The following is a 19,200-nucleotide window of genomic DNA, read 5'->3' as shown; positions in this document are numbered from 1 at the left end:
CTCGGGTGGCAGGGGCCACAGTCATTCGGTGGATCTCGTGGGGCTGATTACTGAGCATGGTCCTGATGTCGAGATCGACTATGCCCTGAAGCGTTCCTTCATCTGCCCGGATTGCGGGGCGCCGGGCGGCGGCATCAGGATCGGCCAACGGAGATAGGCAGTCGGCGATCACTCGCTGGAATCGGCCAGGTCAAATCTCCTAGACGGAGGAAACCCGGACATCTGTCCGGGTAGATGTCAGCCAACAAAGCTCTATGTCAGCCGGCCCTCGTGCCGGAGACCACAATGCCGACCAGTTCCCCGATCACCGAACGCATGATTTCCGATTTCTGTCGGAAGCGCATCGCTCCACACCTGCCGCCGGTGCACACCGAGGCGCTTCGGAAGTTCTTGCTCTCGTCGGTCGATGCTGGCGTCGGGATCCCGAGGTATGCCGGCAAGTACGATTGGACGGCCATGGGCATGCTGACCAATGTGCCCGCCGACAGGCTGGTCGGGGCAGGGCGCCACATCGTGCCCCTGCTCGATGCCATCGGACGGTCGATTGTCGGGAAAGCCAAGCGATCCGCAAGGCATCCTGCGCCGGCCAGACCCACGGCGGTCAAGGCCGAACTCGCGCCCCGGCGCAGCCTGGACGTAACCGATCGTGCCAATCGGGTCCTCTCCGGAGCGACCGAGCCGAAGTCCGAGACCGCTAAGCCGACCAGAGCGAAGCGTCCGTATCAACGCCGACCGATCGTCGAATTCCCGGAGCCGCTCTGGACCGAGTGGGAGGACGTCGATGGTTTCGCCGATGCGTTGAACCTGCATATCCGGCGCCACGGTGACAGCGTCCGGCACCTGTTCCATGCGGTGGCCCGGGACGACAAGGCGACGAACCATAGGACCCTGATGAAATGGGCCACTGGGGAACTGACTCCTCGGTCCATCCAGAGCTTGGAGGTGCTGGCCAGGATCGAGCGCAGGTATCGGCTTCCAGAAGGGTACTTCAAGGCGAAGCTGCCCTACCTGGTGCGCGCCCGCACCGGGCACATGCTCGAGGACTTCACGCCGTCAGAGCGCCGCCGGTTGGCATGGCATCTGCCGGACGACTTCAACACCCGCTCCGCCGCCGATCAGGACGAGATCCTCGACTGGGTGAACCGGGTCATCATCGCCGGCTCGACCGACTACAGGGCGTTCCAGGCGGCCGCCATCAAGAACCGGTACGCGGTCCGCTTCCGTGCCTTCCAGGGCAAGGGATTTTCGAAGAAGCAGCCGGCATCGGACGACGTCGACCAGGAACTGGTCTCAAGCGTCGTGGACGCGCCAGCCGAGCTCGAGCGCGAGATGGCAGGGCTGCTTAGGTTCAAGACGTCCACGCTAACCCAGTTTGGTTTCCAGCGCAGCGGAGTTTGGGGCGAGGAGACGGCCAGCCAGAAGGTCGAGCACCTGGGATTGATGTTCGGTTCCCTGACTGCTGCTGCCGATGGACCGGTTCGGGGCTATGGCGCTCCGCTGGAATCCCTGTGCTTCGCCATGCTGGTCTTTCCCCCGGTTTGGGACTGGTACCTGCAGTGGCGCGAGCAGAGGAGGGGCTTCTTCACGAAGTGGGAGGTCGGCATGCTGGCATTGCTGACGTCGATCCTGAAGACGGACACGGGCTGGGTCAGGCAGACACCGGCGCTGGCCGACCGGCTGCTCCCGATCAACGGCCTGTTCACCGAGGAGGACATCGTCCGCGTGCGCGGCGACTGGCATGGGGCATGCGATAAGATGTACCGCCATGCCCGGCAACGACTCAAGGAGATCGAGCGCGTCGCCCGTGTGCATCGGGATCCGTTCGAACCCATCCTGCCCATCCTCGAAGCCGACAGCCCAGTTGGAGAATACCGGCGCATCACCGAGGAGATCATCCGGTACATGCCTGACGAGCGGCTATACCCGCGACCGGCGGCTGAGGCGGTGCGATCGTTCCTGATGCTGCGGATTGGTCTGCACACCGGCCTGCGGCAGAAGAACCTGCGTGAGCTGCTCATCTGCCCGCCCGGACGCGTGCCGACCTCGGAGCGGAACCTCGAGGATATGAAGTGCGGGGAACTGCGCTGGAGCACGCGGGAGCAGGGGTGGGAGATCCTGATCCCCTCCGTGGCTTTCAAGAACGCCAACTCGTCGTTCTTCGGCCAGAAACCCTTCCGCCTGGTCCTGCCCGACATGGCCGGCCTGTACGAGATGATCGACGCCTATGTCGACCGGCATCGGGCGCGACTGCTGGCCAGCGCCGAGGATCCCGGGACCTTCTTCGTCAAGAGCGTCAAGCAGCGGAGCAGCACGGCCCGCTATGACCAGACGACGTTCTACGATGCCTGGCGACTGATCATCCAGCGCTATGGGATCTACAATCCGTACACTGGTCGCGGAGCCGTCAAAGGCTTGCTACCGCATGGCCCGCACAACGTCCGCGATGTGCTGGCCACCCATATCCTCAAGAAGACCGGAAGCTATGAGCAGGCGAGTTACGCCATCCAGGACACGCCGGACATGGTGCAGCAGCACTATGGCCGGTTTCTACCCCAGGACAAGGCAGCGATCGCGGCGCAGGTGCTGAACAGGGTGTGGGACGATGCATAGACTTAGGAAAGTGATTGCCACCCTCGGCAGTCTGGTAAGACACTGAATTTGCACGTTTTATCGGCACATATCGCCCCGAACTCCCAGCAAACGGTCCTTGGTTGAACGCTCAGCCAGCTTCGGTCGCGCGAATTGAGCGTTAATCCTGGATAGCATTATTCCGGCCAACGTGAGTTGACTCATGCGGTTAACCGGACGACCCTTCATGTGAAGGAGATTCATCGTGTGGCATGCTGCAGATCAAATTAAGAAGCGTCGCGAAGCCAAAGGGCTGTCGCAGGACGTGATAGCAGCACATCTGGGCGTGTCAAAATCCTACGTCAGCCAGGTTGAGCACGGTCGAAAGGCTTTGACGCCTGACCAGGCGACGGCTTTGGCGACCTTGTTGGACATCCCGTCTGACTTGGTGATGGTCAGCGGGAACAAGCGTCCACCCGACGTGGAGGTTATCGATGCCGCTACGGCGACGACTGCAATCCGCACCGCGACCGAACAGACTCCTGTGGTCTATCCCACGGCACCCAACACCGTTCCGTTGAGCAAGAGTCGCCGGCGAACGGTCCGGGACGGTGGCGAAATCCCAGCCTTGATCCACGTGACCAAGTCCACGAGCTCATATCGGGCGCACAGCTACCATACGAAGGTGCCACCTGCGGCGATAACGCCGTTCATTGAGGCGTTCACCAACGAGGGTGACGTCGTGCTGGATTCCTTCTGTGGGTCTGGAATGACCGGCGTGGCCGCTCGTGCAATTAACCGACACAGCCTGCTGTCCGACCTGTCTCCGGCGGCAGTCCATATCGCGCGGAACTACAACACTTATTGCGATCCAGACCATCTCGAGGCTGCAGTGGGTCGCGTTGCTGCGTCTGTCCGGCCCACGATGGCGTGGCTCTATAAGCCGCTGGGTCAGGACGACGAACTCGTCGAGTACACGACCTGGAGCGACGTTTTCCGCTGCACTCATTGCGAGAAGCAGGTCGTGTACTGGGACGTGCGGGGCGCGGCAGCCGACACGATCGAGTGCTCCCATTGTGGGGCAAGGGCCACAAAGTCCCAAATGCAGTGGGTCGGAGAGGTACCGGTCGAGACGCATGTCTCGAAGCCAGGCAGCCGCATGGGTGTCCATCGGCCAACGCGCGCCGAGATGGATCTTATCGAGGAGATAGAGGATGCCTCTATCCTTCATTGGACGCCGCATATGTCATTCGGCGCCGACCGCGAAATGTGGCGGGCCTCCCATACGGCTATGGGCATCAAGCTGGCGTCCGATTTCTACACCAAGCGAAACCTTCATGGCTTGGCCGCGCTGCGCCACTCTATCGCTCAGGAGCCAGATACCCGTCTCCGGGAGGCGTTGATGTTTGCGTTCACGGCCTGCGTGAACAGAGCATCGCGCCGATATCAATGGAACGAGAAGCGGCCTACCAATGTGATGACGGGCACGCTCTACATCTCATCTCTGCGATACGAGTGGAATGTCTGGAGCCTGTTCAAGCGCAAAGCGGCCGATGTCATCCGCTATTATCGAACGCTCAAACAGGTCGACGTCACTTCCGAAGTGTATCAGCGGTCGGCAACCGATCTTTCGTGTCTCGACGACAAGTCAGTGGACATGGCCTTTATCGATCCGCCGTTTGGCTCGAACATCTACTACGCGGACAGCTCGTTGCTGTGGGATGCGTGGCTCGGCTTGAGCTCAGATCAAACGCTTGAGATCGTTGTCAATCAACGCCGACAAGCGTCTGCCGGTGGCAAGGATATTCAGGGCTATGGCTCCTTGTTGACCGAAGCATTCTCTGAGGTGAATCGAGTGCTTCGACCGGGTGGTAGGGCTATTGTCGCCTTCTCGAACTCGAACGATAAGGTCTGGGAAGCACTGCAGGACGCGATCTCGGATGCGGGGATGGCTGTGTCGCGCGTTCACATTCTGGACAAGGGGCAGCCATCGATAAAAGGGGTCAAGGGTCAGCTGGGGCAGGAGTTTGTCACCCGCCTGGATCTCGCGCTTAACCTCGAGAAGAAATCGTCAACTGCCAGGCAGGATAGGGCGACCGCCACGCCAGCATTCATTGAGTCTTCGGTGCGGAACGCGGTCGATGCCGGGGAGCAGCGCGCTGACCACATATACGCTTCCGTATTAAGGGACGCCCTGCAGTCGAATGTCACCGTCAGTGGGATAACAATGCCCGAAATCGAGCGTCTCAGAGTGGCCGCCGAGGGCAGATTGGCGATAGCACCGAGCGCACGGGCCAAAGACGTTGTGGCCGAATATCTGTCTGGTCCAGCAGCAATTCCGAAGTCAAAGAATTCGCCTGCGACGTCCGTGCCGTTCGACGGCAGAATGGTCGAGGGAAGCCGGGGTTCGCCGTTCTACCTGGCTCACAGCTACCATACCAAGGTCCCTCCTGAGTCCATTCGTCCGTTCATCGAGCATTTTACGAAACCGGGCGACGTGGTGCTCGATCCCTTCTGTGGATCCGGCATGACCGGCGTTGCAGCGTCGCTCGCTGGTCGGCGTGCAATTTTGAACGATCTTTCGCCGGCCGCCATGCATCTGGCATGGAACCACACTCGGGCGTGCGATCCGGCAGAGTTGAGGGAGGAGTTTGCGACGCTGGAGACCAAGCTCGCCGATGAGATTGGTAGCCTCTATTCGACTCTCGACGAGCATGGTGCGCCAGCCACAATCCGATGGACCGTGTGGAGCACTCGACACGAGTGCCCCGCGTGCAGCACCGCCTTCAGTCTTTGGGACGTCGTTGACCAGAAGAGCGGCAAGATCGGACGATCAACGCAGTGTCCGACCTGTAAGCACGAAGCCGATCGTCGCCACTTTCAGGTGGTCGGCAATGTTCCTGCATGGCTTGCCTTCACGCGGGCAGATGGATCGATGGGGGAGAGACCGACGACCCAGGCCGACATCGATCAGGCCACCCAGGTGGAAGTTCCGGGTGATCTGTGGGTGCCGTCGCAATCACTTGGATCTGACCGCGAAATGTATCTGCGCTGCGCCTTGCACTTGCAAGGCGTCAGGGACGTCTCCGACCTCTACACGCGGCGGAATCTGAAAGCATTGGGGCTGATCTGGCGCGAAATAGGAGCAGTCCAGGATCTTCGTCTCCGGAAGGCCTTGTCCTTCGCGTTCACCAATACCGCATGGCACGGGACCCGGATGCGGCGCTTTAATGCTCGAGGAGGCCATCGGCCGATGACCGGCACTCTCTATGTGCCGCAGTTGTCATCGGAGGCGAACGTGCTCCAGGTGATGAAGAACAAGATCAATCAGCTGGGCACCTACTATGATGCGTTCGTGCCTAAGGTCGACCTTCCTCCATCTCTGTCGCTGGGCAGCGCGACCGATCTCAAGATGGTCGAGAGCGGCAGCGTGGACTATGTGTTCACGGATCCGCCGTTCGGTTCCAACATCTTCTACGCCGACTGCAATCTAGTGTGGGAGGCTTGGCTCGGCCGGATCACCGACGTGACCCTTGAGGCCGTGGTGAACAAGTCGCTGCCATCGGCCGCGGGGGGCAAGTCGCTCCATGACTATGGCGACCTGATGGACCAGGCGATGAGGGAAATCGTACGCGTTCTCAAACCCGGTGGGTGGGCCACGGTGGTGTTCCACAACACGGACAAGGATGTTTGGAGGGCGCTCAGCGACGCCGCTAGAGCGGCAGGACTCGAGTTTCATGAGGCCTCATCGCTCGACCGGAAGCAGCAAAGTCATAAAGGGTACAAGGGGCGAAGCGGGGCCGAGGACGTTGCTCACTATGATGTGGTGATGAACCTGCGGAAGCCGATGACGGAAGCCGCAACAATGGCCCGCCCGGACACGGCTGGCTCGGCCTTCGACTTGCTTGCGTTGGTCAATGCCGCCAAGGAAGTCCCGGGTGTTGCCGCTCGCGGCGTGCAAGGTGTTCACGCCGAGATAATGAGGCAGCTCGCCAGCGTGGGAGTGTCCGAATTTCCTGACTTCAGTGAAGTGCGGGCGGCATACGAGGGCGCAAAGAAGTAAACGAAACGTTGCCAGGTTTGACATTACGATCCTTGTCAGCTAACTATGCTGTGCAATCCACCGCATATAACATAAGCTGACAGCTTAAGGATCGTAATGATGGACGATATCCTCACCGTCGCCGAGGTTGCCCTCAGACTTAAGGTTGCCGACCGGACCGTCTATGCGATGCTGGCTGCCGGGGAGATGCCGGGATTCAAGATCCGGGGACAATGGCGCCTGCGGCGCGAGGCGTTCGAGACGTGGCTGGATGCGTTGTCCTCGTCGGGTGCATCACCCGCGCCTGCCGTCTCCCTCGTCAAACCTGCTCCTCCTATGGAGCCGGCCATCGCAACCACCTCCGAGGAGCGACCGTTCCTGACTCCCCGCCTCACGGTGGAGGACATGCACCGGAAATTCGTTGGCGCGCTCGGCGACCAGGTCGTTTCGCACTCCGACCTGGCGAAGAAACCCCTCGACCTTGACCTGGCGCATCCCCTGCCTCGGCGCGTTCGCCTATACCTCTTCAACGCGACGCGACCAGCCGGTGGACGTCCTGTCGGGGAGCACAAGATCCAACTGATCCTTCCGGATCAGAAGAGAGGAGCGCGCGGGAAATTCGCTCACGACGATGGGCGTTTCGTGATCCTTGCCGGTTACGCCGCCGAGGACGAGGTGTTCGCGCTGTGGGACGCGGGCCTGTACGACGACTTCGCCTACTCGAGGAACGTCCAGATTAAGGCCGAAACGATAACCGCCGCGTCGATCGGAACGGTCGCCGAACAATTGCGAATGCTTCGACCCAAGGGCGCGGACCCAACCACGGAGATCGTCCTCGCCTCCGATACATCCCATCTCGGCGAGGCATTGGTTCGTCGCAGCGAACTGACCGTGTCCAGGTTGCAGGAGGACTAGGGCATGGCGCTGCGCGAGCTCGACGTCCAACGCGCCTACCACAAGGGCAAGGACGACATCGCCACCGACTTTTACTTGCCGGCCATCGCGACCGCGCGTCGCTATGATCGCGCGGTCGGTTACTTCAGCAGCAGTATCTTCCTGCTCGCCTGGCCTAGCCTCAAGCGTTTTGTGAGCAATGGTGGGCGTATGCGGCTCATCTGCTCACCGGTCCTTTCCGAGCAGGACGAACTCGCGATGAGGCAGGGCTACTCCGAGCAGGCGGACCTCGAGCTCGGTGACACAATCAAGAAACAGTTCGCAGAGCTTCTAGCGTCCCCCGGTTTGGCCAAGCCAGTGACTGTTCTTGCAAGCCTCGTGGCGAACGGCGTGATCGATTGTCGTGTGGCCTGGCTGTCCAACGCTGCGGAAGGTCGCACGTCACGCATCTTCCACGACAAGATGGGACTTCTCGAGGACGATGCGGGTGATCGCGTGGTCTTCAAGGGTTCAATGAACGAGACGTGGCCGGCTCTGTCGCTGGACGGCAACATCGAATCCATCGACGTGTTCGCGAGCTGGCGCGACGAGGGCGAGAAGAGCCGTATCCGCGACGAAGCTCGCTATTTCGAGGACCTGTGGGAAGGGCGCTGGCCAGGGGTCGTCGTGAAGCCGCTCCCGGAAAGCGCGCGATCCGAGATCATATCGGCGTCTCGCTCCGCCGATTGGCCGTCGCTGGTGGACGAAATCTGCGAAGAGCTCGAGTCCGCCGCGCAGTGGTCCCCGGAGGCGTCGCAGCCAGGCGGGCGGCTTCCTCGTCCCCATCAGGTAGCCGCGCTCAACGCATGGACCGATGCCGGGCGACGCGGGATACTCGAGCACGCCACCGGCTCCGGAAAGACCTTCACCGCTCTTTGCGCCATGCAGGCGGCCTTCCATCTCAATGAAATACCTATCGTAGCTGTGCCGAGCGACCTGCTCCTCGATCAATGGGAGCGCGAGATTCATACGACTTTCGCCGCTTCGGGAGTCGAACTTCTGGTTTGCGGGGGAGGGAACGACGGCTGGCGTCACTCCGCGCTGCTGAGGAGTTGGACGCGACCGCCATCCCCGGGTAAGCCGCCCAGGGCCGTGTTGACGACGATGCAGACGGCTTCGGGCCCCCAGTTCATCGGCTTGTGCGCGTCAGGGGATCACTTGTTCCTAATCGGCGATGAAGTCCATCGGCTGGGCGCACCAGAGGCACAGAACGTACTCACCCTTCAAACCGGCCCTCGGCTGGGGCTGAGTGCGACACCGCGGCGGGCTGGAGATCCTGCTGGCACCGCCGCGATAATTGGCTACTTCGGTGGGATCGTGCCGCCGCCCTTCACCCTGGAGGATGCCATTCGCTCGGGGACACTCACTCCCTACGCCTATCACCCGCACTCTGTGGAGTTGGAGCCGGATGAGCAGGACGAGTGGTCGAGACTGACCGCCCAGATCAAACGAACCTACGCAAGGGGACATCTCGCTGGCAGCGGCTGGGGCGACGGCGCCGAGGCACGGTTCAAGATGCTGCTCATCGCCCGGGCTCGGATCGCGAAGGGCGCTCGCCGCAAGACGGCGAAGGCTCTCGAGATTCTGCAAACCGCGTATTCGCCGGGCCAGCGATGGATCGTGTACTGCGATGACCAGGATCAGCTGAATGAAGTCGCCGATACCCTGCGATCCGCGGGCGTGCCTGACGTCTACGAGTACCACTCGGCGATGATTGGGGATGCGAAGGCAACGCTGAACGTCTTCCAGCGGAGCGGCGGAATCGTGGTGGCGATCAGATGCCTCGATGAAGGCGTGGACATACCCTCGGTCAGCCACGCCCTGATCCTGGCCTCGTCGAGGAATCCACGCGAATTTATCCAACGTCGCGGTCGGGTTCTGCGGCGACACCCTGGAAAATTGCTGGCGCATATTCACGACGTGCTCATCACACCCGCCGATGCGGATGACGGCCATGGCGAGTTCGACTCCATGTTGAGAGGAGAACTCCTTCGGGCCATTGAATTCGGAACCAACGCAGTCAATCCCGCCGCCGTGTCCGACCTGAAGCGGATCGCGGCCCGAATGAAAATCGACTGGGACGAGCTTTCGGCGGGCTTCGAGGTCGACGAGACCCCCGCCATAGAGACAGGAGAAGCAGTTGCCTGAAACCGATAGCGAAACCCTCGGGGACACCGTCGAAAGGCTGCGTGCCGAGAAATTCCCCCACCTGGACAAGGCGCTGGTTCGCGAGATCCTCCGCCTGCACGCCGATCTGACCGAGGACTCCAAGACCCTCACAAGCAAGGTCGGCGCTGAGATCAGGCTGCGAGTGACCAAGGAGAAATAGATGTTCAGACTGAGGTCATTGGAAGTCGAGAACTTCGGCCCTTACAAGGGCAAGCAGCGCGTCGCCTTCCCCGACGAGGACGGCGTAATCATGTTCTACGGCGAGAACATGCGTGGCAAGACCACGCTCTTGAACGCGATCCGCTTCGCCTTCTTCGGCAAGTTCGTGGGACGCGGTAGCAAAGCTATCCCACTATCAAAGGTCGGCAACTGGGAGGCCGCGGCTGTCGGTACCTATGGCTTCGAGGTGAAGCTTGAGATGATGTACGAAGGGGTTAAGTATCGACTGACTCGGTCGTGCGAGCCGCGCGTAGGCGTGGCTGCGCCATCCGAGGATGACGACTTTGTGGTCAACTACTACCTTGAGAAGGACGGAGTCATACTAGGGACCAGCGATGGCGCTCGCGAACTTGAGCGAATTCTGCCCGAACAGATCTCCCGCTTCTTCCTGTTCGACGGTGAGCTGCTTCAGGAATATGAAGAGCTACTTCTCGACGAGAGCACTGCTGGCGACAATATTGCTCGTGCGATCGAGCGCGTGCTCGGAATGCCCATTCTCACCAATGCCAGGGCCACCTTGGCTGCAACCAAGGAAGCGGCCCAGAAGGAACAGGCCTCGGCGGCCCAAGGAGACCAGCGCACGCGCCAATTCGGCGTCATGCTGAGCGAGCTGCTGGCGCAGAGCCAAGTGATGACGGAAGATCTGGCGAGGCTTGAGAGTGACCTTGCCGACGTTCGAGGCCAGCGAGCTCTTCTCGAGGAGCAGATGCGCAAGAACGAACGCATCCGGGCCATCCTCGATCGTAAGGAATTCCTTGAGGGTGAACTCGCGGACCTGACAGAAAAGGTTGCCGCGGATGGCGACGCGCTTCGCGCCAGCATGTCGGCGGCGTGGTCCGTCGTGCTCCGGGACAAGATGAAGGACACGCTTGTTCGGGTTCGGGAGAGACATGCGAATCTTCGCGACGCCGTATTGCGCCGCAGCGTTCTGAAGGACCTAGCGGACAAGCACATCGAGACCTGTCCCACCTGTGGTCAAGGGGTTGCGGAGGATGCGCTGGTGCACCTGCGAGGCTTGATCGCAGAAAGTGACAGTGACAGCGATGGGCGCGACCTAGATCAGGAGATGTCCGAAGTCGCTCGCCAGATGGGAGCGCTCGAACTCCAAATCGATACCGCGAGCCCTAAGACGCTGCAGCTGCTCATCGACAATCTCGAAGACACGCGGCGTAGCATCCATACCAAACGAGGAGAGATCAAGGATCTGAACAACCAACTCTCCGGCGTTGATGAAGAGGGCCTGCGGAAGGTTCGTCACGATTATGAAGCTGCGATACGCGAAACGCAGGTAGTCGAAGAAGGGATAAAGGCGACCCGAGATCGGCTGGCCGAGAACGAGACCCAGCGCGAGTCGCTGCAGAGCAAGCTCGCGAAACAGGCAGGCACATCGGTGGTGGCCGCCCAGGACTACGTGCGGATGAATAGTGACCTGCACGACCTCTTCGACCAGGCGATTGCGCACTATCGGGATCGGCTCCGGCATCGAGTGCAAGCCGACGCGACCAAGCATTTTCTGAGTCTGACCACCGAGGAGGAATACGTCGGGCTGCGGATCAACGACAGCTATGGTCTGAGTATCGTTCATAAGGACGGCAGCGACATCCCGTTGCGCTCTGCCGGCGCTGAGCACATCGTCGCGTTCGCGTTAATCGCCGCTCTTCAGAACAATGCTCCGCTGCGGGGGCCCATCGTGATGGACTCGGCTTTCGTCCGCCTGGACGGGGGGCACAAGGATAGCATCATGAAGGCTCTGCCGACCTTCGCGTCGCAGGTTATTATGCTCGTTTACGAGGACGAGATGTCGCCCGCGCGCGCCCGCAAGGCATTGACCGGGCACATGAAGGCCGAGTTCAAGCTGAAACGCATTTCCTCTCGCCATACCGAGCTGACCCAACAGGTGGACGCATGAGCACGGACAAGAAGACGATTGGGATCATTCCCCGCAATCAACCCGTCTTGAAAAAGTTGGTAGCGGAGGGAACCTTTGCCACGGAGAACGACGCGGCGAAGTTCGCCTTCGCCCTCGCCGCCAAGAGGGGAGTCGCGGTCGGAACGGCGGAGGGGGCCGATACCAAGTGGGCAGCCGGTTCGTTCGATAGCGACCAGAGCCTTCGTTTGATCGTGGCTGCAATGTTCGACGACACTCCGGAGCCGTATCGGCTGATCGAATGCTTGATCAACCGAGGACTCGAATTGCTGGACAAGGGCGACGGTGTATCGCCTGACGTATTCGGGGAGTTACTGCCGGCTAGATAACGGCCGCTGGAGTGCGGCGCCGAAACGCCCAGCCTCCAAGGTCTTCCGGCTGGGGCACCTTTGCGTGTGATTGATTCGCAACACTTCAAGTCATCCAGGCTGACAGGCTTTGGCGCCAAGTCATCAACAGCGCCGAGGTAACGTCACGGGGAAACGATGAATCGACCATCTAAGAAGCATCACTTTGTTCCTCAGGCGCAGCTTCGGCACTTTGCCGCCGATTCAGAACGGCGCTCCATCTTCGTTTTCGCCAAGCGGTCCGACCGGTCCTTTTTGACGTCGATTGCCAACGCTGGCTCCGAGAACGACTTCAATACGGTGAGCCTGGGCGAGAGCAAATGGAATTTCGAAGATCTGTTCCAGGACGTTGATGCGCGCTCCGCCCGCCTTGTCTCAGAAATCGTCTCGCGACGGTCGCTGGCGTGGATGACGGCGCAGGATCGTATCGCACTAGCCGATTTCTTCGCGACCCAGATGCTGCGGACGCATTTCAGCCGCACGGGACCAAAGCGTCTGGCAAGCCAATTGCGGGAGATGACGCGGGAGGTTGGCTTCGATCCGGACACCGATCCGCGCATGGCCATGCCCTCAGACGCCGCAGTGAGGCTTGGTGCCGTCAAGGCGTTCCTTGAACGGGAAGGTCACACCATCGCACTGCTTGGTCTTCATCCCGCCCTCTATGCGAGCGAAGGCGAGCATCGCTTCATCATCTCGGACCATCCCGTCAGTCGCATCAACGCTTTCCCCTACGGGGATTTGGGGCTCGCCTCGCCTGGCGTTGTGGTGATGCTGCCGGTTTCACCGGGCCTGACGATTGCGTTGCACTGTCCGACGATCGTCCAACGCTACGAACTGGCGGCGAGCGCGAATCTCGAGCCTGAGCGCAAGGCAGGAATGATCCGCTACCGGGATGGCCTGCGGTCCGGCGAACCGATCGGCGTGGACGGCGACATGGTGCGCTACCTCAACGGTCTCCAGGTCTCGCAAAGCGCCGGCTATCTTTATGCCGAGACCGATGCGTTCGACTTCGCACGCGAGATGCTGCGGGAGGACGGCGACCTGCGGAGCGTCGACACGCATACCGAGCTGGGAGAGATGGGGCATGCGCCCCCGCCGCGATCCGGCATGCCCGCGGGCACGCACCTCGTCATCTTCGGCCCCCTCGATCACTGCACGCTGGCGATTGAAGAGATCGACGAGGCGGGTGAAGGTCTGACGGCACGGACTAGGCAGGTCGATCTGCTCGCGCAGGTCGCTGCCGACAGGGGGATGTTGCGGGCCGACCTTTATGTTGACCGGCGGGTGAGGCGTGGAATGAACCAGGTAATGGTAGAGCGTTTTGGAGAACCGGCATCCGGCTGGTTTCGTGTCGTCCATCGCGATCCGAGCCTGAGATCGCTCAGCGTTCAGATCGATGCCGAGCGCCGTTGAGATCGCCCGGAGGGGACAGATCGCATCAGGATCCGGTCGAGATCGGCGTAGATGAAGGCCGGGGCGCGCCCGATCAGAAACGAAGGCGCGAAGACGTCGATCACCTGCTGCCCTGGTTTGAGAGGTTCGCGTATCCTGCGACGGGCCTGTTTCAGTTGTGCGCTGGAAGGGTTCACGATGCCGTCGCGCTGCAGAACTGCCGTGACCATGCGCTCCAGGCGATCCTGCCGCGGCCGCCCGATGCAGTAGGTACGAATGTATCGCAGTATCGATTGCAGGAACAACCCCTGGCAATGGAACGACTGCATGGCCGCGCCGAGGGTCGCGTCGAAGGCAGCTGTCACATTCCCGGTGCGGTTCATCTCCCGGTAGAAGGCCAGTGTTTGCGCCTCGAGGAAGCCGACGCTGATTTCTGCGGGCGGCGCGCAGAAGAGATAGGACGGCACGGGCCGCTTGAGGCTCACCTGCTTGTAGAGATGCAGCCCGAAACACAGAGCAAAGATTGAAGTGAGATTGTTGCCCGTCGCAACATTGAGGGCCCGGAGGTCTTCGATGACATCGACCCAGCCGACACGTTCGCCGCTCGGCGCAAGCAGGAGTCCCTCGGCGACCGTTCCGTGAGCGTCGACATGGAGCACCGGCCTCAAACCCTGCTCGGCCTGCGTCGTCAACTGCCTGAAGAGCTTGCTCAGTTCTGCACGATCTGTAACCGCATACGCGAAGACGGGGAAACCGCCGGCGCTAGCGAGGCCCTCAAGGTCTTCGATGATACGCCGGCTCGGACCCATCTCGCGTTCCGGCAGCGAGTGGATCCAGATGATCGCGTTGGTCTGCAACGTCTCCGAAATTGTGAGTGCGGTATCCGAGTACGATATCATTCTGGTGGCGCCTTGCCTTGTGGTGATGCCAGCTTCCCGGCCTCAGACATACGGGGGTTGGCCGAGAAGGGTGGAAAGCTCAAGGCGATTCGCTTACGCCTTCGTGATCTTGAAGGTGACGATCCGCTTGAGCCGCACGCTGATGATCTGCGCGGTTCGATCGGATTCGCCGTCGATCCGCGGCGTCATAACGAACGACGGGGCATCGCGCAGGTCATCCTCGGTGAGCTTGCTTGCTGCCATCTCGGCATCGCTGATGAACCCGTAGTAGACGCGCCTGTCGAGATTGCGTTCGAACTTGCCGCGATACCCGCCTTCCACCTGCTCGAGATCGGACATGGAGAACACGAGCAGACGAATGCCCTTGGAGTTCTGCAATGCCGGCATCGTCCGCTTCGGTCGCTCGACCGGCCGCACCGCCCCGGACTGTGCCGACTTCTTGTCAGTGCACTTGTGCTTCGGCCAGGGCCAGCCCAGAGCGTCGAAGAACACGCGGCCGCCGTGCGGGCTCTGGTAGAAGAAAACCTGCTGCCCGCAAACCGGGCAATGGGCGTTGGGGTCCACATAGGACACCATCGTGCGGAACGACGTCGAGACGACACCGCCTCCAGCGCTGCCGCCGCTACTGGAGCCGGGACACCAACCGTTGGGGTGGATTGGCACCAGCGCCCCACCAACCCAACGAATATCGATGCTCTGACCGCAAACCCTGCAAGTTGCCATTCCCCGTCCCCTGGGGCGACCCTAGAGCGGATGGCAGGACGGAGCTAGATGTGGAGCGGCGGTTGAGGAGAGTCGGCACATGCCGTTGTCCTGTAGCTTGTGGCTGACGACTTCGAGGCTCTCCCCGACTGGACGTAAGTGAGGATGTTGACTTCCACTGGCTCCGCTTCGAGATCCGTCCAATCCACGTGGGCTTGGATCTGCTGAGTGATCATACGCTGACCGCCGACATCCAGCTCGATGTCCTGCATCTGCCGCTGCGAGCGAAAGGGCTTGGCGGCGTACATGGCGTCTTCGAACAGGCGGCTACTCTTCAGGTGATGGCGCCGGCGGTCGAGGTGTTCCGGGGTGATCGACCGCATAACGTCGGCTTCTCTAGTGCCCCCAATCGCGCCTCGAAATCACAGATTTGCGTCGAACGTTCGCTAAGCAGATGCTTCCTCTTGCAATAGCGCCATCATGCGGTTCGACTGGTTCTCCGTCCGTGTGCCGACGACGGGGACGCTGCGGAAAGATCCCGTCGGCTAAGCTGGCCGAGTAGGAGAACGAATGAAGCTCTTCGCGACGAAGGTCTGGGGGACGTCGCTCGACCAAGGCGTGCCGATCGCCACGTTCGGCAGCAATGGTCACGTGAACCGGCTGCTGAAGCTGGCCAGTCATGGCGACCGGCTCATCTTCGTTGGAACCAAGACGTCGCGCACTCGCCCAGAGCTGCAGGGGCGCATCCTGAGCATGGCCGAGTTCGGGTTCCAGCCACTGCGCTCGCTCGACTACTTCAAGAGGGAAGATCTCGATCCGCGCGACTTCGACGAGAAGGGCAACTTCAAGTTCCCCTTCGGGGTGCCGATCGTCCGCGGCTGGATGTTTGAGCCGCAGCCGCGGGTCAACGAAGCGATCAGGCAAAAGCTGACGATGCTATCGACGCCCGGCGCCGAGGAGATCACCGGCGCCGACGACATCGCGGCGATACTCTCGCTGCCGCACCACGAAGTAGTCCTGCCGCCTATACCGCAACTGGCCAAGATGCTGGCGATCAACAACCTGCTGAAGCCGACTACCGGACCGGCGCCGAGCGATGCCACCTACGAAGTCACCAAGACCGCGCAGGAGACGAGCTGGACCTATGCGATGCGGTACGGCAACACAAATATCTGGAAGGTCGGGCACGCCACATCGGTTAAGGGTCGCGAGGACGAGATCAACAAGCACATCCCGTTCGAGATCGGCATCGCGATGTGGAAGGCCGAGCTGCAGCAGAAGTGGCCCGACGCCGTAACGGCCTACGCCATGGAGCAGAAGGTGTTCGACATCCTGAAGCCGTGGCGCACGACCGGCGAACGGATCAACTGCACCCTCGCCGAACTCGGAACCGCCTGGCAGCAGGCAATCATGGGCGACTGAAGGGCCAGTATCGCGCCGCTCCATCCGACTCAGGTATTAAGGTCTTGTTAGTAATTGCGGTACCGAGCGTCGCCATGCCCAACAACCCGTCGCACGACCACCACTTCACCCCTGTCTTCTATCTCGAGAACTGGATCAACGATCCAGAAACCAAGCTCGTGGAGTACGCGCGGCGCAAGCACGGGCCGATCACCGGGCGTTGGACCGGACCACGGGGCACTGGGTACGAGAAGTACCTCTACGACACTTTTGACGGATCGGCGCCCAGCTTGGAAGCGAGCTTCATGATGCCCGTGGACACCTACGCCGCCGAGGCGATGAAGGTCTTCATGCAGCCGGGCGGACAGTTGGATTGGACGCGGCTGCAGCGCAGCTCATGGTCCCGCTTCATCATGGGCATGCTGATGCGGCATCCGGACGATATCGCCGAGCTGAAGCAGCTAGTCGACGATGATTGGACCAATCTGACCGACGAGATGCGCGAACAGTACGTGCAGCGCTGGCAAGAGGGCATGCCCGAGACCGCCGAGGAATGGTGGAAGCAGAATCGTGAGGCGTATCGCGAGGCCGCTCGTCTACAATGGCTCCGGGGCATGATCGACAACGAGGGCGTCGGTTCGCGCATCAACGCGATGAGCTGGAACGTCGCCAATGTCCGGAACGGCAAGCACAAGCTTCTGACGTCCGACCGGCCTGTTTGCATGACCGACTCTCTCGATGAACTGGATGCGTTCATCATGATGCCGCTGACCCCGACGAAGCTTTTCATCGCAGTGCGCCGCATGGAGACACTGGCCAAAATCCGGGAACTGACGACCGACGAGTTGGTGGCGGAGGTCAACCTGGAGGTTGTCCAGAACGCCCGCCGGTTCGTGTTCGCCTCGGACAGGTCGCAGGACCGATTCGTCCTGAATCACTTCGGGCGGAGCAACCAGCCGTCCTGGATGATGCGGCTTGCCGAGAAACGGGCGCGCGATCGGCGGGCGCGGTCCGCTGCCTGATAGATCTTTCGTTTCATGCACAGCCGTCGCACAATCAGCAGCGCCCGCACACTTCTATGCAGCACACCGTCGATTGACGTTGAGGCGCACTCTAGGTGGCATCAGCCAATTCTTTGTGGCCGGCACACGTCACGCCGACCCCGCAGCTTCGCTCATCGCCTGAGACATCCGCAGCGATATGGACCGGTCCAGCACAGCGCGCACCGAGCTATCAACCTGCCGGAAATTGATCCGCGACATGAATGCCATAGGCCCGAGTGCCACGAACAATCGTCCGAACACCTCGTCGGCAAAACTGCTCGAGACAATGCCCACCCCGTCGAAGTCGATCGTCAGCGCGTAGGAGGGCTCTGCCCGGAGAAGATTCTCAATCAGGACGCGGGTGCCGATACCTGCTTCGCGCGAGGCGAACGAGTTGCATTCCTTCAGCATTGAGAACACGAATTCTCCGTCGTCGCCCCCTTCGTACTGCCTCTCGATGTAGTCGAAACCCGGTTCATGAACTTTGCCCTTGAACATCAGTGCATTCTCGATCAGCCGCTCATCGTCGCATCCGATGCGGCAGATAACCAAGGTGCCAGGGTAGAGGGAGTTCGGCCTGCTGTTGGTTCGGACGGAATCGGTGCCCTCGGCGAATAGGGTCGCCTTCCGCGATGTTAGCTCGAACCTGCCGTTAGAAAGGGTCGCCACTCGGAATGTTCCATACAGCCCATTCCCTTGGTTAGTGGCGGGGTTCCTGGTTACGCCTTCCTGAATGGCTCGTTCCAGCGCCCGGGTGTCCTTGGTCTCTCCTAGGGAGCGCTGAACCCCAATCCCGGTGTCGGCGACGACAAACTCAACCATCTGTCGTCCTCCGATAACGATGGTGCTGGCCTGGATCACACCGCCGATCGAGGACTGGGAGTGGTTGAGAACATTGTCGGTTATCTCGCTGACGGACCACTCCAGCGCAACAAGCTGCTTCCGCTTCAGGGGCACCGCCTTGAGGATCATCGACATGATGCGGTCAACTGCCGCTGTCTGCTCCGCGGAGGACGTGTATGCCGATGCGGGCAGATGCCCGTCGCCATCGAAGGTCGATGCCTGGTGGTCGATGTCGTTGATTAGGTGAGCCCAATTCGCATTATGAAAGATGGAGCGCCCAGAAGCCTGATCAGGCAGCTTCAGTTCGAACACGACACCGGCCCGGCGCTGTTCCCGTATGAGGGCGATGGCCGGTACCATGAAAGACTCTCGCACCGGGTAGGCCGTGGTGAAGTCGAGGATGATGTCGCGGTAGCCCTGCTTATTTGCGAACAGGTCGATACCCTTCGCGAAGTCAAAGATGTCCGATGACGCCAGCGTGCCGCTCAGAATGAGCTCGCCGGACTTGAACGTGATCGTCCGTGTTGGGCCCTTCATGTCTGACGCCGACGCTGTTTCGAGTAAGTTGTCGTCGCACGAAACAACACCGTTCGGGAAGGCCTGCGTTGACCTAGTCTCGTCGCCGTTTCGGCAAAATGCCAGCGCCTCTAAGCCCTCGAGCATCGGTCGAATTTGCGGCAGCATAATGGACCGCTGAAGGGTCCGTGATGCAGCC

Annotated in this window: 14 protein-coding genes; 10 read left to right on the top strand and 4 right to left on the bottom strand. The window is 61.0% G+C overall.

The genetic code is table 11. From position 1 onward, the window contains the following. The first annotated feature begins 285 nt into the window (after positions 1-285). The 8 genes from ACSQ23_RS11285 (at position 286) to ACSQ23_RS11250 (ending at position 13,618) form a co-directional block, all read left to right on the top strand. A complete protein-coding gene (locus ACSQ23_RS11285) occupies positions 286-2,610 on the top strand; it encodes a hypothetical protein (RefSeq protein WP_436090675.1) in 2,325 nt (774 codons plus the stop codon). A 223-nt stretch (positions 2,611-2,833) separates the two neighbouring features. After that, positions 2,834-6,631: a DNA methyltransferase gene (locus ACSQ23_RS11280; protein ID WP_436090674.1), complete on the top strand. Its 3,798-nt coding sequence runs from the start codon at positions 2,834-2,836 to the stop codon at positions 6,629-6,631. Between the two features lie 99 nt (positions 6,632-6,730). Next, positions 6,731-7,525 carry a helix-turn-helix domain-containing protein gene (locus tag ACSQ23_RS11275; RefSeq protein ID WP_436090673.1) on the top strand — a complete coding sequence of 265 codons (795 nt, stop codon included), beginning with the start codon at positions 6,731-6,733 and terminating at the stop codon, positions 7,523-7,525. A gap of 3 nt (positions 7,526-7,528) precedes the next feature. Continuing rightward, positions 7,529-9,691: a DEAD/DEAH box helicase family protein gene (locus ACSQ23_RS11270; protein WP_436090672.1), complete on the top strand. Its 2,163-nt coding sequence runs from the start codon at positions 7,529-7,531 to the stop codon at positions 9,689-9,691. After that, a complete protein-coding gene (locus ACSQ23_RS11265) occupies positions 9,684-9,872 on the top strand; it encodes a hypothetical protein (RefSeq protein WP_436090671.1) in 189 nt (62 codons plus the stop codon). The genes ACSQ23_RS11270 and ACSQ23_RS11265 overlap by 8 nt, the downstream gene beginning before the upstream one ends. Next, on the top strand, positions 9,873-11,840 hold the full coding sequence (locus ACSQ23_RS11260; RefSeq protein WP_436090670.1) for an AAA family ATPase: 1,968 nt from the start codon (positions 9,873-9,875) through the stop codon (positions 11,838-11,840). Continuing rightward, complete coding sequence (locus tag ACSQ23_RS11255; protein ID WP_436090669.1) at positions 11,837-12,187, top strand: hypothetical protein; 351 nt, start codon at positions 11,837-11,839, stop codon at positions 12,185-12,187. The genes ACSQ23_RS11260 and ACSQ23_RS11255 overlap by 4 nt, the downstream gene beginning before the upstream one ends. A gap of 156 nt (positions 12,188-12,343) precedes the next feature. Beyond that, positions 12,344-13,618 carry a DUF4238 domain-containing protein gene (locus tag ACSQ23_RS11250; RefSeq protein ID WP_436090668.1) on the top strand — a complete coding sequence of 425 codons (1,275 nt, stop codon included), beginning with the start codon at positions 12,344-12,346 and terminating at the stop codon, positions 13,616-13,618. On the opposite strand, the gene ACSQ23_RS11245 is transcribed toward ACSQ23_RS11250, so the two are convergent. From ACSQ23_RS11245 to ACSQ23_RS11235, 3 genes are all read right to left on the bottom strand, one after another. Then, complete coding sequence (locus tag ACSQ23_RS11245; RefSeq protein WP_436090667.1) at positions 13,594-14,454, bottom strand: hypothetical protein; 861 nt, start codon at positions 14,452-14,454, stop codon at positions 13,594-13,596. The genes ACSQ23_RS11250 and ACSQ23_RS11245 overlap by 25 nt on opposite strands. A gap of 135 nt (positions 14,455-14,589) precedes the next feature. Then, positions 14,590-15,219, bottom strand: a complete 630-nt coding sequence (locus ACSQ23_RS11240; RefSeq protein ID WP_436090666.1) for a hypothetical protein — start codon at positions 15,217-15,219, stop codon at positions 14,590-14,592. 44 nt (positions 15,220-15,263) lie between these two features. Continuing rightward, on the bottom strand, positions 15,264-15,581 hold the full coding sequence (locus ACSQ23_RS11235; protein WP_436090665.1) for a hypothetical protein: 318 nt from the start codon (positions 15,579-15,581) through the stop codon (positions 15,264-15,266). Between the two features lie 187 nt (positions 15,582-15,768). On the opposite strand from ACSQ23_RS11235, the gene ACSQ23_RS11230 reads away from it, so the two are divergent. Both ACSQ23_RS11230 and ACSQ23_RS11225 read left to right on the top strand, forming a co-directional pair. After that, positions 15,769-16,620 (top strand): hypothetical protein, encoded by an 852-nt coding sequence (locus ACSQ23_RS11230; RefSeq protein ID WP_436090664.1) that lies wholly within the window; start codon positions 15,769-15,771, stop codon positions 16,618-16,620. Between the two features lie 74 nt (positions 16,621-16,694). After that, a complete protein-coding gene (locus ACSQ23_RS11225; protein ID WP_436090663.1) occupies positions 16,695-17,621 on the top strand; it encodes a DUF4238 domain-containing protein in 927 nt (308 codons plus the stop codon). 129 nt (positions 17,622-17,750) lie between these two features. Here the strand turns inward: ACSQ23_RS11225 and ACSQ23_RS11220 are convergent, their stop codons facing one another. Next, positions 17,751-19,169 carry an STAS-like domain-containing protein gene (locus tag ACSQ23_RS11220; protein WP_436090662.1) on the bottom strand — a complete coding sequence of 473 codons (1,419 nt, stop codon included), beginning with the start codon at positions 19,167-19,169 and terminating at the stop codon, positions 17,751-17,753. Between the last annotated feature and the right edge of the window lie 31 nt (positions 19,170-19,200).

It is taken from the genome of Devosia sp. LjRoot16, assembly GCF_964252795.1.
In the GTDB taxonomy this organism is placed as follows: domain Bacteria; phylum Pseudomonadota; class Alphaproteobacteria; order Rhizobiales; family Devosiaceae; genus Devosia_A.
The sequence above is the reverse complement of the archived record's forward strand: the minus strand, read 5'-3'. Positions and strand labels throughout refer to the sequence as shown.

Bases quoted from the DNA above. Each gene is read 5' to 3' on its own strand.
- ACSQ23_RS11250 (WP_436090668.1), top strand. From the start codon at position 12,344: ATGAATCGACCATCTAAGAAGCATCACTTTGTTCCTCAGGCGCAGCTT.
- ACSQ23_RS11285 (WP_436090675.1), top strand. From the start codon at position 286: ATGCCGACCAGTTCCCCGATCACCGAACGCATGATTTCCGATTTCTGT.
- ACSQ23_RS11255 (WP_436090669.1), top strand. From the start codon at position 11,837: ATGAGCACGGACAAGAAGACGATTGGGATCATTCCCCGCAATCAACCC.
- ACSQ23_RS11220 (WP_436090662.1), bottom strand. From the start codon at position 19,169: ATGCTGCCGCAAATTCGACCGATGCTCGAGGGCTTAGAGGCGCTGGCA.
- ACSQ23_RS11270 (WP_436090672.1), top strand. From the start codon at position 7,529: ATGGCGCTGCGCGAGCTCGACGTCCAACGCGCCTACCACAAGGGCAAG.
- ACSQ23_RS11225 (WP_436090663.1), top strand. From the start codon at position 16,695: ATGCCCAACAACCCGTCGCACGACCACCACTTCACCCCTGTCTTCTAT.
- ACSQ23_RS11240 (WP_436090666.1), bottom strand. From the start codon at position 15,219: ATGGCAACTTGCAGGGTTTGCGGTCAGAGCATCGATATTCGTTGGGTT.
- ACSQ23_RS11235 (WP_436090665.1), bottom strand. From the start codon at position 15,581: ATGCGGTCGATCACCCCGGAACACCTCGACCGCCGGCGCCATCACCTG.
- ACSQ23_RS11260 (WP_436090670.1), top strand. From the start codon at position 9,873: ATGTTCAGACTGAGGTCATTGGAAGTCGAGAACTTCGGCCCTTACAAG.
- ACSQ23_RS11230 (WP_436090664.1), top strand. From the start codon at position 15,769: ATGAAGCTCTTCGCGACGAAGGTCTGGGGGACGTCGCTCGACCAAGGC.
- ACSQ23_RS11275 (WP_436090673.1), top strand. From the start codon at position 6,731: ATGGACGATATCCTCACCGTCGCCGAGGTTGCCCTCAGACTTAAGGTT.